Annotated in this window: 13 protein-coding genes and 1 pseudogene; 6 read left to right on the forward strand and 8 right to left on the reverse strand. The window is 69.8% G+C overall.

Going from position 1 to position 14,878, the window contains the following annotated elements; all coding sequences use genetic code 11:
- Together ACFVJQ_RS44070 and ACFVJQ_RS44075 are read left to right on the forward strand one after the other, a co-directional pair.
- A partial coding sequence (locus tag ACFVJQ_RS44070; RefSeq protein WP_385791541.1) for an ATP-binding protein occupies positions 1-169 on the forward strand: 169 nt, incomplete at its 5' end.
- A gap of 825 nt (positions 170-994) precedes the next feature.
- Complete coding sequence (locus ACFVJQ_RS44075; protein ID WP_385517421.1) at positions 995-1,393, forward strand: hypothetical protein; 399 nt, start codon at positions 995-997, stop codon at positions 1,391-1,393.
- Positions 1,394-1,408: 15 nt separating this feature from the next.
- Here the strand turns inward: ACFVJQ_RS44075 and ACFVJQ_RS44080 are convergent, their stop codons facing one another.
- The 4 genes and pseudogenes from ACFVJQ_RS44080 to ACFVJQ_RS44095 all read right to left on the reverse strand — a co-directional run bounded on the left by ACFVJQ_RS44080 (position 1,409) and on the right by ACFVJQ_RS44095 (position 5,030).
- Positions 1,409-1,789 carry a hypothetical protein gene (locus ACFVJQ_RS44080; RefSeq protein ID WP_385517422.1) on the reverse strand — a complete coding sequence of 127 codons (381 nt, stop codon included), beginning with the start codon at positions 1,787-1,789 and terminating at the stop codon, positions 1,409-1,411.
- Positions 1,790-1,971: 182 nt separating this feature from the next.
- A pseudogene (locus ACFVJQ_RS44085) lies at positions 1,972-3,209 on the reverse strand (IS701 family transposase).
- A gap of 139 nt (positions 3,210-3,348) precedes the next feature.
- Positions 3,349-3,843, reverse strand: a complete 495-nt coding sequence (locus ACFVJQ_RS44090; protein WP_385791525.1) for a GNAT family N-acetyltransferase — start codon at positions 3,841-3,843, stop codon at positions 3,349-3,351.
- A gap of 257 nt (positions 3,844-4,100) precedes the next feature.
- A complete protein-coding gene (locus tag ACFVJQ_RS44095; protein ID WP_385517426.1) occupies positions 4,101-5,030 on the reverse strand; it encodes a zinc-binding dehydrogenase in 930 nt (309 codons plus the stop codon).
- 94 nt (positions 5,031-5,124) lie between these two features.
- Between ACFVJQ_RS44095 and ACFVJQ_RS44100 the strand changes: the two genes are divergently transcribed.
- From ACFVJQ_RS44100 to ACFVJQ_RS44110, 3 genes are all read left to right on the forward strand, one after another.
- Positions 5,125-5,784, forward strand: a complete 660-nt coding sequence (locus ACFVJQ_RS44100) for a TetR/AcrR family transcriptional regulator (protein WP_385517428.1) — start codon at positions 5,125-5,127, stop codon at positions 5,782-5,784.
- Positions 5,785-6,266: 482 nt separating this feature from the next.
- A complete protein-coding gene (locus ACFVJQ_RS44105; RefSeq protein WP_385791527.1) occupies positions 6,267-7,598 on the forward strand; it encodes an IS110 family transposase in 1,332 nt (443 codons plus the stop codon).
- A gap of 91 nt (positions 7,599-7,689) precedes the next feature.
- Positions 7,690-7,827 (forward strand): hypothetical protein, encoded by a 138-nt coding sequence (locus tag ACFVJQ_RS44110; protein ID WP_385791529.1) that lies wholly within the window; start codon positions 7,690-7,692, stop codon positions 7,825-7,827.
- Positions 7,828-8,102: 275 nt separating this feature from the next.
- Here the strand turns inward: ACFVJQ_RS44110 and ACFVJQ_RS44115 are convergent, their stop codons facing one another.
- From ACFVJQ_RS44115 to ACFVJQ_RS44125, 3 genes are read right to left on the reverse strand one after another with little or no spacing between them, the layout of a single operon-like run.
- Complete coding sequence (locus ACFVJQ_RS44115) at positions 8,103-11,252, reverse strand: error-prone DNA polymerase (protein WP_385791531.1); 3,150 nt, start codon at positions 11,250-11,252, stop codon at positions 8,103-8,105.
- Positions 11,245-12,765 (reverse strand): DNA polymerase Y family protein, encoded by a 1,521-nt coding sequence (locus ACFVJQ_RS44120; RefSeq protein WP_385791533.1) that lies wholly within the window; start codon positions 12,763-12,765, stop codon positions 11,245-11,247. Before ACFVJQ_RS44120 ends, ACFVJQ_RS44115 begins: the two co-directional genes overlap by 8 nt.
- A 6-nt stretch (positions 12,766-12,771) precedes the next feature.
- Positions 12,772-13,449 carry a hypothetical protein gene (locus tag ACFVJQ_RS44125; protein ID WP_385791535.1) on the reverse strand — a complete coding sequence of 226 codons (678 nt, stop codon included), beginning with the start codon at positions 13,447-13,449 and terminating at the stop codon, positions 12,772-12,774.
- 288 nt (positions 13,450-13,737) lie between these two features.
- Here ACFVJQ_RS44125 and ACFVJQ_RS44130 point away from each other — a divergent pair, with 288 nt between their 5' ends.
- On the forward strand, positions 13,738-14,283 hold the full coding sequence (locus ACFVJQ_RS44130) for a hypothetical protein (protein WP_385791537.1): 546 nt from the start codon (positions 13,738-13,740) through the stop codon (positions 14,281-14,283).
- 204 nt (positions 14,284-14,487) lie between these two features.
- Here the strand turns inward: ACFVJQ_RS44130 and ACFVJQ_RS44135 are convergent.
- Positions 14,488-14,878 (reverse strand): transposase (locus ACFVJQ_RS44135; RefSeq protein ID WP_385791539.1); only part of this gene is annotated, 391 nt, incomplete at its 5' end.

Here is a 14,878-nt window from a genome sequence, read left to right on the forward strand (position 1 = left end):
CGAGAAGTCCCGCAGCAGGCACACCGGGGGCAGCGGACTGGGCCTGTCCATCGTCCGCCAGTTCGTCGAGGCACACGGCGGAACCGTCACCGCCGACAGCGAGCCACGCAAGGGAGCGGCGTTCACCATCCGTCTCCCCACACGGCAACCCGACAGCCCAACAGCGTGAGGTGCGGGGGACGTGCTCCCGCGCGGCGCCGATACGGGCGGCGGGTGGTGCATTGGCCGATGTACGCACGGCAACGCCGCCTCCGTATGGAACGAAGATCGCCAGGCTCTTCACCCGAGCATGAAGACTCTGTCGACGGCCTTCCTTCATACGCAACAGCAGCCAACTCACCCGGTCCAGGACCCTGTTCGCTCAAGAACGACTGCATGACCGGAAAGAGGACTGCTTCCAGCACTCCAGCCGGGCTTTTGTATCTCTCCTGGTCAACCGCCGATGGGTGGCGGATCAACGCGCCGCCTATCAGTGCGGCGAGCTGCCGCCTTCGCGCGAGTACGGGGTGAAGTAGCCGCAGTACAGGCAGCGCTCGCCGCCGCCGCGTGGCCGAGTGCCGCCTGCCCGGTGGTTTTGACTCGTCGGGAACGTAGCTAGAATTCCGAGACCGAGGCAGGTCGGGCGTTTTTCGAATTTCCGTCCGTCAATATGCGCCGAGAACGTGGCTCACATATCGGCGGCATGACAAGCCGGTCCGTCGACTGATGTTCTTCCTGGTGGGGGCGTTCAGGGCTTGTATCGCCTAGCCTCGCGCTTTCACGAAGCGGTCTGTCCGGCACGTGATCAGGGAAGCGGGAAGTGCCTCTGAACAGCTAGAATGAGGATCGCTGAGGTTCTGGTTCTCGTACCAGGCGGAGACACTTTCCAGGTGACGAAGCGCATCGGCCCCGGCAACTGCCCGCCACCCTCGACGCCGCAGTCACGGCTCTGCGTACACGGCGGGCCGGAACAATGCCCTGGCCGAACTCCACTCGTCGCTCATACGATCCCGGCATGACGAATACGGCGTGGCGCGTCGCTCTCGGCGTGGTGGCTTCCAGCGCGTTCTTCTGGGGAGTCGCCGGGGCCGTTGACCTGGGACTGGAGCGAAACCTCAAGGGCTACACCCTCCCTGACGGCGGCAGGTGGTACACACTCGGCGTGTTTGCCGGATTCATCGTCGCCTACTTCAGCGTGGCCTCCCTCACCGATACGACCGCCGGTCGGCACGCGGCCCTGGTCCCGGCCGCGGGCGCCTGGTTCGGTGTCGTCTCGTGCCTGCTCATGGGCCAGCAGACGCGGCACTGGGTCGCCGCCGCCGCTCTGGCACTGATCGGATCTGCCCTGCCGCTCATCGCTCACCGACGGAATCGCACGCGGCGCGCCCGGCTGGGTGCAGACGCACCAACCTAGAGCGTTTCTTCCGGATCAGTGCGGTCGGCCCGCCCGGCCGTACAGATGCGCTGCCAGGGCTGTCGTGATCCCGGCAAGCGCCATGACGCAGGCGGCGACCCAATGCCTGGGCTGCTGGCCCAGGACCAGCACGGAGATCGCGCCGAAGCCGAGGCCGAACGCGGGGAGCAAGGCGATCTTCGGGCCGGCGAGACGGCCGGCGAGACCAAGCAAGGCGCCCACAGCGACCAAACCCCCGACCCACAGCGCAAAGGTGTAGCGATCGCCTTCATCAGGAAGTCCGTAGCGCCCACGGGCGTGTTCCTCGAACCCCACGTCGACGGCGCCGCCAAGGGACCAGAAGAACGCGCTGAACCCGATCATGCCGATCGCAACTACCCATCGGTGGCTTCTCACGCCGTCATCCTACGAAGAGTGATCCCACCCCCGGTGGGCGACTCTGCAGGTGATCCAGAGGAAAGGGCCTAGCCTCCCGCTATCGCGAGTGTGGGTGCCCGAGGCTTGGTCAAATGAGCGAGGAGTGCCGCTGACCTGGGACGATGGGACTTGTCTAGTACTCCAGCCGTAAATCGTGATCTTCATGTCTGATTCGCGGCTTGTCGTCGGTAATGGCTGGCTTGGGCTCGGGCCTGGTGGCGGCGTCGCCAGGCGGACCAGGCGAGCCGGTGGGCTACCTCGCGCACGGGCCGGACGACCAAGGTGATGAACAGTCGCTGGATCTCGTTGCAGGTGAGCGGGATAAGCCCGTCAGGTGCGGGGCGCCGGGCGTGTTCGTCGGCGCGGACAACGGCGAGGAAGGCGTGAGCGAGCATGGCCAGGGTGACCCAGCGGGACCAGGAGGTGTAGCGGCGGACTTGGTGCTCGTCGAGTCCGGCCAGGCCCTTTCCGGACTGGAAGGTCTCCTCCACCCGCCACCTTGATCCAGCGACGCGGACCAGGGTGTTCAGGGGCGCCGGGTCGAGTGAGAAGCAGCGGTAGTAGGCGAGTTCACCGGTGGTGCGGTTGCGGCGGATCAGCAGCTGGCGGCTGCCGGGGCGGGGTTCGGCCAGATCGATGACCGCCCAGTCGTAGAAGCGGTGCCCTTGGCACCGGCCCCGGCCGACAGCTTCTGCCAGGCCCGCTTGGGCACCTTCGCGGCCAGGGCATCCGCGCGGAACTTCCCCGCGCCGGTGGTGGCTTCATGTGAGCAGGCGACGGCGAGCACGTAGCCGACCTGGCGCTCTTCCAGCGCGGAGCGCAGCTTCGGGTTGCCGCCGTAGACCTCGTCTGCCGCGACCCAGCCGGCGCGGTGCCCGGCATCGAGAAATCGGCCGATCATGCGGGCGGCCAGCTCCGGCTTGGTCGCGAAGACGGTGTCCTCGTCCAGGCCCGCGGCTCGGCAGCGATCTGGGTCGCGCGTCCAGGAGTGCGGGATGTACAGCTCACGGTCCACCGCCGCGTGCCCGCGCAGTCCCGCGTAGACGAGGTAGACAGCGACTTGCGCGTTTTCGATCCTCCCGGCGGTGCCGGTGTACTGGCGCTGGACGCCGACGGTGTGCGTGCCCTTCTTCACGTCCCCGGTCTCGTCGACCACCAGCACTGCACCCTCGTCGTGCAGATGCTGCAGGACGTACGCGCGCACGTCATCGCGCACGGCGTCGGCGTCCCATCGGGCCCGGCCGAGCAGGTGCTGCATGCCGTCCGGGGTGGCCTCTCCGGCCCACTCGGCGATGCTCCAGCAGTTTTTGCGTGGCAGGTCCGACAGCAGCCCCAGCATCAGATCCCGTACCCGACGCCGGGGTTCGACCCGGGCGAACCGGCCGGCTATCCGGCTCATCAGGCCCTCGAACGCTTCCTGCCAGCGAGCAGGGTCTACGCTGTGACCTGCGGCCACCGCAAGATCGTTAGTCTTCACACACCGATGATCAGCGGTGGCCGCAGCCGTCCCGCAGCCGACCCACGAGCAAGATCAAGTTCTATGGCTGGAGGTCGCGCTGGTACCAAGTGCCTGACTTGCCGCCGAGATCGGCCGGGGTGGCAGGGCCAACCGAGACGAACCCGGCCTTGGCCAAGACTTTCTGGGACGCGGCGTTGTCGTGGGAGGTGGCCGCCCGCAGTGTGCGCAGGCCGTGCATCGCTGTCGCCATCCGGCACAGCTCCCGGACGGTCGCGGTCGCCACGCCGCGGCCGGCGACCCGCTCCGCGACCCGGTAGCCGAGTCTGGCCGTGCCGTCCTCCAAGTCGTACAGGTTGAACCTGCCGAGTACCGAGCCGTCCTCGGCGACGAGCACGTAGAAGGCGCAGATGCCGGCCTCCTGCTCGGCCAGCGAGGCGTTGTACCGGTCGGTGAACTGGTCGAAGAAGTCGTCGCCGCGGTCGGAGATCGAGGCAGCGAAGTAGCTGCGGTTCGCCAGCTCGAAGGCCAGGACCGCCGGGGCGTGGCCGGCATGCAGCCGCTTCAGCTCGGGCATTGCCCGACTCTACCCAGATCGTGCGCTGAGGCCACCTGAGTTTCCGCCAGTGGCAGACAGCCCCAAGACCAGGGCACATAACGATCTACGGCTGGAGTATTAGGAGTTCTTATGGGGATGGAGGTGCCCAACCGGATAGGCCGCCAACTGTGATGGGGATTCGTGAAAATCCCCAGAAACGCTTCTCTTCCCCACTTGGTTGCCCAGTCAACGATCAACCGGATCCAACCGCCGTAGGGCCTGTCTGCGATGCGGTATCAGGAGATCTCCAGGACCGCCTTGCCGTGGAGTCGGCGCTGAAGAAGGGCGTCAATGGCGTCGGCGGCCCCATCCCAGCAGCTGCGCCATGAGATCTGCGGGTCGAGTTCGCCGGCGGCGACGCGGTGGGCGAGCCAGGTCAGGTCAGGGGCGAGGCCCGTGCAAGCCGGCAGGGAGAACGCGACGATCGAGCGGTTGTGCCGACCCTGGTCGCCGAAGAGGGCGCCGAAGGGGAAGGTTTCGCCCTGGTGCGCGGAGTGCCCGACCGCGACCAGAGTGCCTCCCTGAGCGAGCATGCTGTAAGCGTCGACGAGTTGCTGGCCGCCCACCAGGTCTACGACGCCGTCCACTGGCTCCTTGGCCTCAAGTGGCCCGGCCACCACCTCGTGCGCCCCGTTTGCCCGCAGACTCTCGCCATGCCTGTCCGGGTTGCCCGTGGACGCGATGACGTGCGCTCCACCGAGGCGGGCGAGCCGCACGGCATACCGGCCGGTTCCGCCCGTGGCGCCGGTGACCAGGATGCGCCTGCCCAGGATCGGGCCAGTGCGGTGCAGAGCGCGCAGGGCGCTGGTTCCTGCGACGGGGACCGTGCTGGCGGCTCCCGGATCGGCTCCGGGCGGGACCGTGCCGATCCAGTCGGTGTCCACGGCGCGGAGTTCAGCCCATGCGCCGTCGATCCCGAGCGTGACGACGGCCTCGCCGACTGCCGGGCCGGATCCGTCGGCGGCGGGTTGTTCCACCACACCGGCCGCATCCCAGCCCAGGACGGCGCCGTTGGGCGCTTCTTGCAGGCTGAACCGCACTTCGCCGTAGTTGAGGGAGGTCGCCGTTACCCGAATCAGGGCCTGGTGGGGGGCCGGTTCGGGATCTGGCACCTGACCGAGGCGCAGTCCGGTGGGAGCGGAGCGGTCAACGAGCAGAGCACGCATGGGTGCACCCTTCGAAGAGGATCAAGAACCACAGTTATGCCACTCAGTGGCGTTAGTGCGCAAGTGGCGCTTGCCCCTCGGGTACGATCAGGCCATGACTGCTGGGCTTCCGCCAACCGACAACGGCCGGCTCCCGCTGCGCGAGCGCAAGAAGCTGCGCATGCGACAGGCGCTGATCGACACTGCCCTGGAACTGTTCACCAAGCGGGGTTTCAGTGGGGTGACCCTCGACGCGCTCTGCGACGCGGTAGACGTCTCCAAGCGCACGTTCTTCCGCAACTTCGCCAGCAAGGAAGACGTGGCCATGGCGCCGACGCAGGACTTGTGGCGGGCCTTCCTCGACGAACTGGAAACTCGCGAGCCCGACGGCCACCCGCTAGCGGAGATGCTTCAGCAGGCTCTGTTCGCCGCGCTTGAGCGGATGACCGAAGAAGGCTGGGACCGCCGCGTCCTGCTCAGCCGACGGCTGGCCGAGAAGACTCCGTCCATGGACGCGCACGGCCTGCGCTTCTGCCACGAGACCAGCCGCACGGCGCTTGGCACCCTGCACCGTCGGTTCCACTTCCCCGCCCCCGACGACCTGCGACCGCAACTCGCCCTGGACTTGCTGGTTGCTGCCTTCCACTGCGCGCTCGACAGATGGACGCACCGGCCGGACACTCCCACCCGCAGCGACCTGGCCACCGACATGCGCAACGCGTTCACCGCGCTTCCCGGCAGCCTCACACTGACCGTCAACCCGCAGACTCGATAACCACGTCAGGGCGGCATACTCGGCACCAAAGCGCCTCAAGCGGGCTCTCACTGGCGCCGAAGGCCACCCGGAGTTGGGACATGGGGCCCGGCCGCACGCCGCCACGAGAGCCACTGTCGGCATGCTGCGGTGGGGAACCGGGGCGAGCAGGTGTGGCGAGGCTCTGAGCAGGGGGTGGGGATTTTCAAAGAGTCTTCCCGTAACTCCCGTCACGCCTGGCGGCGTGAAAATCGGTGTGTGTCGGACTCCTTGAGTTCCGTGCTTCCAGGCGCCCTGCCGATCGAGATGTGTGCGCCTTGACCATGGATGCGGGGGCTGTCTGCGCACGTCGATGGCGTTTGGGCTGGTGAGCCCGAGAAAGAGTCTGACGCGGGAGCCAGCCAGGGGTCGCCAACTGTTGCCTCGTGCACGCCGATCAGCCTCTCCGTTCCCCTCCGGTTCCCCGGACAGCCTCCGCCCAGCACCAAGACACAGGAGCCACGGTGGACGAGTCGCGCGAAGAACTACAGGAGGAAGCGGTAGCCCGGGTTGCCGCGATTGACATTGCCAAGAACAGCGGAGTCGTCTGCACGCGGCTCCCGCACGAACAGCGCGAGGGCAAGCGCGCTCAGCGGGTCTGGACGGTTCCGGCGACGACCAACGCGATCGTCGAACTCGGCGACCACCTGGTCTGCCAAGGCGTCACGCTGGTGGTGATGGAGGCCACCGGCAACTACTGGCGCCCGTTCTTCTACCTGCTTGAGGGCCGTGGACTTCGGTGCTGGCTGGTCAACGCCCGCCAGGTCAAGAACGTTCCGGGCCGGCCAAAGACCGACAAGCTGGATGCGGTCTGGCTGGCCAAGCTCGCCGAACGCGGCATGGTCCGGCCTTCCTTCGTACCGCCCAAGCCGGTCCGGCAGCTGAGGGACTTCACCCGTACTCGTACCGTGTTCGTGCATGAACGCACCCGTCACAAGCAGCGCATCGACAAGGTCCTGCAGGACGCGCAGATCAGGCTCTCGTCCGTGGCCACCGATCCGCTCGGTGTCTCCGGCCGGGCGATGATGGAGGCGCTGATCGCCGGTGAGCGCAACCCGCGGTCCCTTGCCAGCCTCGCTCAGGGCAAGCTGACCGCCAAACGCGACGCGCTCATCGAGGCGATGACGGGACAGTTCGAGGACCACCACGCCCGGCTGCTGAAACTCCTGCTCGCCACGGTTGATCACTTGAGCAAGCAGATCGCCGCTCTGGAACAGGAGATCGCTGCGTCGATCGACTCCCTGCCCGATCCACGCGGTGTCCCGATCGACACATCGGCAGGCCCCGATGGCACGCGCTTCGGCTGTGAGCTGCTGATCCGGCTGGACGAGATCCCCGGCGTCGGACCGGTCGCAGCCCGTGCGCTCCTGGCCGAGATCGGCCCGGACATGAGCGTTTTCCCCTCGCCGGATCATCTCGCGTCCTGGGCGAAGCTCTGTCCCCGCACTATCCAGTCGGGCGCCAAGAGCACCACAGGCCCGGCCGGCAAGGGAAACCCATGGCTCAAGGGCGCCCTCGGTGAAGCGGCCAGCGCGGCCGCACGCACCGACACCTTCCTCGGCGCCCGCTACCGCCGCCTGGTCAAACGCCGGGGCCACGCCAAGGCCCTGGTCGCCGTCGCCCGCTCGATCCTCGTCATCGCCTGGCACCTCATCAACGATCCGCAGGCCCGCTACCACGAACTCGGACCAGACTGGCACCACAAGCACCTCAACCCGCAGCGCAGGACACGCGACCTCGTCCGGCAACTCGAACACCTCGGCCACACCGTCACCCTCGCCCCGACCACTGCGTGACAGCACAGACTCAACCGGTCGGCTTCGCCGACCGGTTGCTGCCGCCTGCCCGCCTGAGCATTGATTTTCCGTTCAGCGCCATCAACTACGGGTGTCGCTACATCTGGGGACCGGCCGCATCATCCGGGCCGACGTCCAGGAGGCCAATGCGCTGGAGCCGCTGCGGATCGACCTGGACGAATTCACCGGGCAGTGGTCACTCCACATAGGGCCGCCCACGGACGACTGACGCACGCCGCAGCTGCACCGCGGCGTCGACCAGGCCGCCGGGACCTGGCGGCGCCAGAGCGCGGCGGCGCCGCGCGACACCGGCGAGCGCGCCCCGATCCCCGGCAGCGACCGCGCCGCCCATCCCGTCCTTCCTCATCCTCAACTCCAGCCAGGGCATGGGAGAAAGGGGGCCGCAACGGGAATGTCAGCGGCCCGACCACGCCGTACGCCCGTGATGACCTGGGCGGACTCCAGGACGCTGTGACGGCCTGCGCAACATCTACGGCGATTGCCTCAAGAACGGCGGGGTGCCATCGGCGTGGGCGCGGCGACCGCCTCCGCGCGGTGTACGAGGACGTTGACCGCGTCGTAGGCCCGCTCTACATGCCCTTCGAGCAGCACGGTGGGGCCTTCGAGCAGGGTGCGGCGGCAGCGTTCCCATACTGGTGGGGAGAAGATGAGGTTGACCATGCCGGTCTCGTCTTCCAGTGCGCCGAAGGCCACTCCGTTGGCGGTGGGCGGGCGCTGCAGGTACTTGGCGAGTCCGCCGAGCCGTACGCGGGTCTGGTCGGCCAGGCCGCGTACGGCGGCCGCGGTCAGCGCGCCCCGCCGCTCCAGATACGGCCGGGCGTGGTGGACCGGGTGCGTGGTGGTGCTGGCGCCGGTGGCGGCGAGGTCGGCGGCGGTCTCCTCGGCTGCGGTCATCGGTTCCAGGTCGGGGGCGGCGGCGAGAGCGCCCAGGCCGGGGAGGTAGGGCTGGTGGGTGCGGGGGAAGGCGCCGGCCGTCCACAGGGCGGTGCGGCGGTGGCCTTCGAAGCCGTCGAACGCCCCGGCGGTGGCGAGTTGCTCCATGAGCCGGGCGGGCAGCTGGGTGCGGCGGGCGACGTCCTCCAGGCCGGTGAACGGCTGCTCGGTGCGGGCCGCGACGATCGCGCGGGCCGCGTCCGTACCCAGGCCGGTGATACTGGTCAGGCCCCGGCGGATGGCCATCTGCCCGCCATCCGGGTCGGGTTCGAGCGTGGCGTGCACGTGAGAGGTCTGGATGTCGACCGGGCGCACAGTAATCCCGCGGCGTTTGGCGTCCTGGATGAGGGTCTGCACGTCGTAGAAGCCCATGGGCAGATGGGCCATGATCCCCGCGATGAGGGCGGCCGGGTAGTGGTGCTTGATCCAGGCGCTGGCGTAGATGATCCCGGCCATGGACTGGGCGTGGGACTGCGGGAAGCCGTAGTCGGAGAACGCTTCGATCATGGACACGATCTGCTCGGCGGCCGCAGGCGGGATCCCGTTGCCGGCCATGCCCTGCAGGAGGCGGTCGCGGAGCTGGGCGACCTTCTCCGGGGCGTGTTTGGCGGCCATCGCCTTGCGCAGCCGGTCCGCCTCCCCGGGGGTGAAACCCGCGCAGTCGATGGCCAGCTGCATCGCCTGCTCCTGCCACAGCGGGACCCCGAGGGTCTTCTCCAGCGCGCGCTTGGCGAGCGGGTGCGGGTAGGTGACCGGTTCCTCGCCCCGGCGGCGCCGCAGATAGGGGTGCTTGGAGCCGGCCTGGATCGGGCCCGGGCGGATGATCGAGGCGGCGACGGCCAGGTCGTCGAAGGTGGCGGGCCGCAGTTGCGGCAGGGTCGAGACCTGGGCGCGGGATTCGACCTGGAAGACGCCGATGGTGTCGCCGCGCGCGATCATGCGGTAGACGTCCGGGTCGTCCTGGGGGATGGACGCGAGGTCGAGCCGTACGCCGTAGTGTTCGTGGATCAGGTCGCAGGCGGTGTGCAGGGCGGAGAGCATGCCCAGCCCGAGCAGGTCGATCTTGATGAGTCCGGCGGCGGCGACGTCGTCCTTGTCGCCCTGCAGGACCGAGCGGCCTTGGGCGGTGGCCCACTCGGTGGGCATGATCTCGCCGATCGGCTGGCGGGTCAGCACCATGCCGCCGGAGTGCACGCCCAGGTGCCGGGGCAGGGTGTGGAGCTGGGCGGCGAGTTCGCGTACGTCCGCAGGCAGGTCGACGTCCGGGCCTGGCGGGGTGTGGTGGATGTGCCGGGCCATCTCCCGGATCTGCGCGGCGGGATAGTTCAGGACTCTGGCCGCGTCGTGCGTGGCGAGCCTGGGCTGATACGTGATCACGTTGGCGACCTGGGCGGCGTGCCGGCGGCCGTAGCGGGTGTAGACGTACTGGATGACTTCCTCGCGGCGTCCGGCCTCGATGTCGAGGTCGATGTCGGGCGGGCCCGCCTTCTCCAGGGAGAGGAAGCGCTCGAAGAGCAGTCCGTGCTTGAGGGCGTCGACGGCGGTGATGCCGAGGATGTAGCAGACCACGCTGCTGGCGGCGGAGCCGCGGCCCTGGCACCAGATGCCGTGGCCGACCGCGAACTGGACGATGTCGTGAACGATCAAGAAGTAACCGGCCATGCCCAACTCACTGATGACGCCGAGCTCGTGGTCGAGCTGCTTCCACGCCGCACGCGTCTCAGAGTCCACATCGTCCCGGTCGCCGTAGCGGGCGGTGCAGGCCCGCTCGGCGAGATAGCGCAGCCACGAGTCCTCTGTGAATCCGTCCGGGGTGGGGAAGCCTGGCAGCTGGGGCCGGAGTTCATCGAGGTCGATGACGCTGGCGCGGCCGAGCTCGAGGGTGGTCTCCAACGCGCCGGGGTAGCGGGCCAGCCACTGGGCCATCTCCGCGTGCGAACGCAGGTGCGCGGTCGGGGCCGGCATCAGGTGTCCGGCAGCTTGCTGCAGGGGTTCGCGGCGGCGCAGCGCGGCGAGCGCCTGGGCCAGACGGGCCTGGCGCGGGGCGGCGTAGTGGACGGCCCCGGTCGCCACGACCGGGATGCCGACCCGCCGCGCGGCGACGAACAGGGTGTCGTTGGCGGCCGAGTCCTCAGGCAGGTGGTGGTCGACCAGCTCGGCGTAGAGGCTACCGGTGCCGAAGACCTCGGCTAACTGCTCCAGGCGGCGGGCCACCACGGCGACGTCCCGCCGGTCGGCGTCCGGGCGCGGGCAGCCGGGCAGCACCGCCCACTGCCCCGCGGCCGCCGCGTGGGCGAGTGCGTGAAGGTCGTAGATGGGGGCGCCCTTGACGCCGGCCAGCTGGGCGGCACTGATCATCGCGGACAGCAGGCGGAAGCCTTCCAGGGTGCGGCCCAGGATCACGGGGGTGCCCAGCTCCGGATCGCTGAGGATGAGTTCGGCGCCGTAGACGGTGCCGATCCCGGCCGGCTTCGCCGCCTCCGCCAGGCGCCGCGCCGCGTACAGGCCATCCCGGTCGGTGACCGCGAGGACGGTGATGCCCAACCGGACGGCCTCAGCGACAAGTTCGTCCGGCTGCGCGCAGCCCTGAAGGAAACTGAACGCGGAGTGCACGTGCAGCTCCGCCCAGCCCGGCCCGGCGCCGTTGGCTGCGCCGTCGGCGTCGGCCGTGGGAAAACGGAGAACCTGTGCCTCACCCATAGTGGGCCTCCGCCCACCACCGGCCGTGCTCGATCACCAGCAGCCAGGCCCGCCCGCCGACGGTGGTGACCTGCATGCGGGCCATCCGGCGGGCGCGCTCACGGTCCCACCACTGCTCCAGCACCGGCCACGGCCCGGCCCACCCCGCCACCGCAGCCGCGCCATGTCCCTCCACTCCGACGCGCGCCGGCGGGGCGGACAGGGCACTACGGCCAGAGACCTCAACCGGTCGGCCCTCGGCGTCGGTGAGCTGGGCGGGCAGCCACCTCGGGAAGGTGACGGCGGGGTGCGGTGCGGGCAGGCGCCCCGGCCACGGCCCGTCGGCCGGGCGACGGGGGTCGAGGTCGCCGAACGGGACCAGCCGGACGCGCTCGGCCGGCGCCCGACCGCCGCCGACCTCCATGCGCACCACCGCCTGGTGGCCGAGCAGGGCCTGGACCCGGGCGGCGGCCCGCTCGATCTCCTCCGGGGTGTGCCGCTCACCGAACAGCGCGCTCTGGCGGCCCACCTCCGCGCTGAGCTCTTCGGGCCGCAACCCCAGCCGGACGATCCCGCGTTCGCCGCCGGCGTCGAGCACGCCGGCATCCGTCCACGCCTGCAGCAAGCCGCGCACCCGCTCGGCGACCGCGAGCGAGGACAGCCGCCCCTCATGCCGAAACAGCCGCGTCATCGTGCGGCCGCCGGCGAGGCGGACGGCCACTTCGAGCCGCGCGCACACGACGCCGGCCGCCGCCAGGCGGTCGTGAAGCTGCTCAGCGAGCGCCTTGGCCACGAACGCCACGGGCTCGAGCTGCTCTGCCGCCGGCTCGAAGGCGTGCGCCACCGCGTGCTCGTCGCGGCCGGCCCGTACCGACAGCGGGCGGGCTTCCTCGCCGCGGGCGGTGCGGTGCGCGGCGAGGGCATCGGCGCCGAACCGGGCCAGGACCCTGTCCGGGGGCAGCTGCGCGTACGCCCCGACCGTACGGATCCCGAGACGCTCCAGCAGTGCCGTCAGCCGGGGCACACCCAGCACCCCGACCGGATAGGGCGCGAGCCACGCGGCATCGTTGCCGACCAGGACGATGTGGCCGCGGCGGGCGGCGAGCGCGGCGGTGAACAGCGTGTCGGCGATGCCCGCCCGGGCCGGAAGATGCAACTCGGCGATCGCGGCCACCAGGTGGTCGAGCAGCTGAGGTTCGCCGCCCCAGTACCGGGCCGGGCCACGCGCGGGCGCGGCGAGCAGGCCGGGCCGGATCACCTCCAGACGCGGCATCACGGTGTCCTCCAGATGACCTGCCACGCGCTCGAAGAAGCGCGTCTCGGCGGCCAGATCGCGCTCGACGACCCGCAGCCCCGGGCAGCGGGCCTGCGCCGCCTTCAGCCACATCCGGCGCCGCACCCCGGCGGCCCGCGCAGCGGCCGAGCACGCCACCACCGCGTCCCGGTTGACGACGGCAAGGGGCTCGGCATCCGTGCCGCCGCAGGCAAGAACGGGAAGATCAGGAACCCACGCCACGACCGCTCTGCCGGCCACGGCGGGTCACCCCACCACGTGCAAGACCGGCCGTCCCTCGGCCGGGGCCACGGCGAGTGCAGGGCTCGGAATGCTGCCGCGGCGCTGTACCGGAGCGATGACGCCGCCGGGGCCGGGCAACCACATCTCGGCGTAGCGGGGCGAGGCCGCGGCGCCGCGGCCGGTGGCCGCGACCGTCACACGCCGTCCGCGCAGCAGGCCGTACCCCTGCCCGACACCGTCCCAGGACGCGGCCACCACCTGCAGCCGGACCTCGGCGCCCTGCCAGCGGTCGACGGACAGCAGCACCGATCCGCTGCGGCGCAGCACGGCCGCCAGGCGGCGGGCCACACGGTCGGGCACTGCACCCACCGCGCCGACCAGGACGACGGGGACGGCTTCGAGCACGGTGGCCAGGACCTGAGCCCACCCACGGCCCGGATCGTCGATGCGCATGCCACTGGCCAGATCCAGACCGGCCGCCCCGGCCGCCAGCGCCCCCAGCTCGGGCAGGCCCACGGCCGCCCACCCGGCCGTGCCGCGGGACGCCTCGGCGGCGAGCGCCAGCAGCAGCGGCACATCTCCACCAACAGAAACCGCCGTCCCGGCCCGCACACGCCCGCCCGGCAGCAGGGCGCCGAGCGGCGAAGCCTCCCGCTCACCGGTGCCGCTCGCCGTCCCCTCGCTCATCACCAGTGCACCCATGCCCCGATATTCGAATAAACGTGCGATAGATTCAAGCCGCCGCCCCGTAGATCACCCGAACGTGCTGTGACTGGTTGTCCTGTGCCATCGAACCTTCACGGAATGTCAGCGAAGTTTGCCCACCGGGCAGTTCGTGTCACCGAAGTTTGACTGCTGGAATTGCCCAGGTCAGCGATCCAGTGCACTGCGCCCCACCGAGCAGAGGTGCTCCATGGCGAAGGTGGGTAGGAGGTTCCCGGCCGTGGAGCGATGAGCATGCGGCATCCGGGAACGGGTCGGGGAGGGACTGTGGCGCTTCTGGATCAACTGCCCGCTCTGATAGGCGTTGTGATCGGTTCGCTCGGCTCGTACGCCGTCCAGAGCTTGACCGAGCGTCGGCGGTGGAAGCGGCAGCGGGAGGAGCGGTGGGACGAGAAGCGCTTCGAGACGTACGGCCGTTACGCCAATGCCCTCAAGGCGCAGCTTCGTGTCGCCCAGCGCATCGGCGCCGCCCTCGGATTCGCGGACGTGGCCGATCCGTTGCAGCCGGCCGACGGTCTGCCTCTGCTCGCCGACGCGGAGTCCCGCCGTGCGACAGAGTGGGAGTCCGTCCTGCTCGTCGGGGACGCGGCGACGATCGCGGCGGCGCGGCGCTGGCACGAGACGATCTGGACCATCGAACTGCTCGTACGGGACGGGCCGGTCGAGGCCGAGATGTGGACCAAGGCCCATCGGCTGGCGAGTGCAGCACGTGATGCCTTCTACGAGAGCGCGCGGCGTGACCTCGGCATCGCGGGAGATCCGCCGCCGTCGGGGGAATGGCCACGGCCCTGGCGGGCCGAGCTCTCCGGGTGAGTGCCCAGAGTCGTCACCCGGCTTCCATGGCGCCCGTGCGCGGGCGCCGGCGTGGTGCCATGACAGGCCCCTTCGCTGCGGCCATTCTTCGCGAACCTCCACTGATCTGGGGCTGACTGGTCAAACTTCGATGGCACACGTTCACGGTTCGGTGACACAGGACAGTGACTGTTGATCTGTCGCAGCGATTCCTAATGCCGTTTGTCAAGCAGCGAGGGCAGCGGGCGGCGTGAGCTCGTAGGGTCGTCCATCGCGCAAGAGGGCCCAGAGGACGTTGACGCGGCGGCGGGCGAGAGCGAGGACGGCCTGGGTGTGGCGCTTGCCCTCAGCTCGCTTGCGATCGTAAAACCGACGGGATTCCTCGCACCTGCGGATGCTGAACAGCGCGGAGGTGTAGAAGACCCGCTGGAGGCGACGGTTGTATCGCTGGGGGCGTCGTAGGTTTCCACTGATCTTGCCGGAGTCACGCGGGACCGGAGCGACACCGCCGAAGCCGGCGAGGCGGTCGGGAGTGCCGAAGACGCTCATGTCGCCGCCGGTGGCGGCCAGGAACTCGGCGCCGAGGACGAGGCCCAGGCCGGGCATGCTGGTGATC

The organism is Streptomyces sp. NPDC127197 (assembly GCF_042672405.1).
In the GTDB taxonomy this organism is placed as follows: domain Bacteria; phylum Actinomycetota; class Actinomycetes; order Streptomycetales; family Streptomycetaceae; genus Streptomyces; species Streptomyces flavusporus.

Bases quoted from the DNA above. Each gene is read 5' to 3' on its own strand.
- ACFVJQ_RS44075 (WP_385517421.1), top strand. From the start codon at position 995: ATGACGAATACGGCGTGGCGCGTCGCTCTCGGCGTGGTGGCTTCCAGC.
- ACFVJQ_RS44090 (WP_385791525.1), bottom strand. From the start codon at position 3,843: ATGCCCGAGCTGAAGCGGCTGCATGCCGGCCACGCCCCGGCGGTCCTG.
- ACFVJQ_RS44095 (WP_385517426.1), bottom strand. From the start codon at position 5,030: ATGCGTGCTCTGCTCGTTGACCGCTCCGCTCCCACCGGACTGCGCCTC.
- ACFVJQ_RS44100 (WP_385517428.1), top strand. From the start codon at position 5,125: ATGACTGCTGGGCTTCCGCCAACCGACAACGGCCGGCTCCCGCTGCGC.
- ACFVJQ_RS44115 (WP_385791531.1), bottom strand. From the start codon at position 11,252: ATGGGTGAGGCACAGGTTCTCCGTTTTCCCACGGCCGACGCCGACGGC.
- ACFVJQ_RS44125 (WP_385791535.1), bottom strand. From the start codon at position 13,449: ATGGGTGCACTGGTGATGAGCGAGGGGACGGCGAGCGGCACCGGTGAG.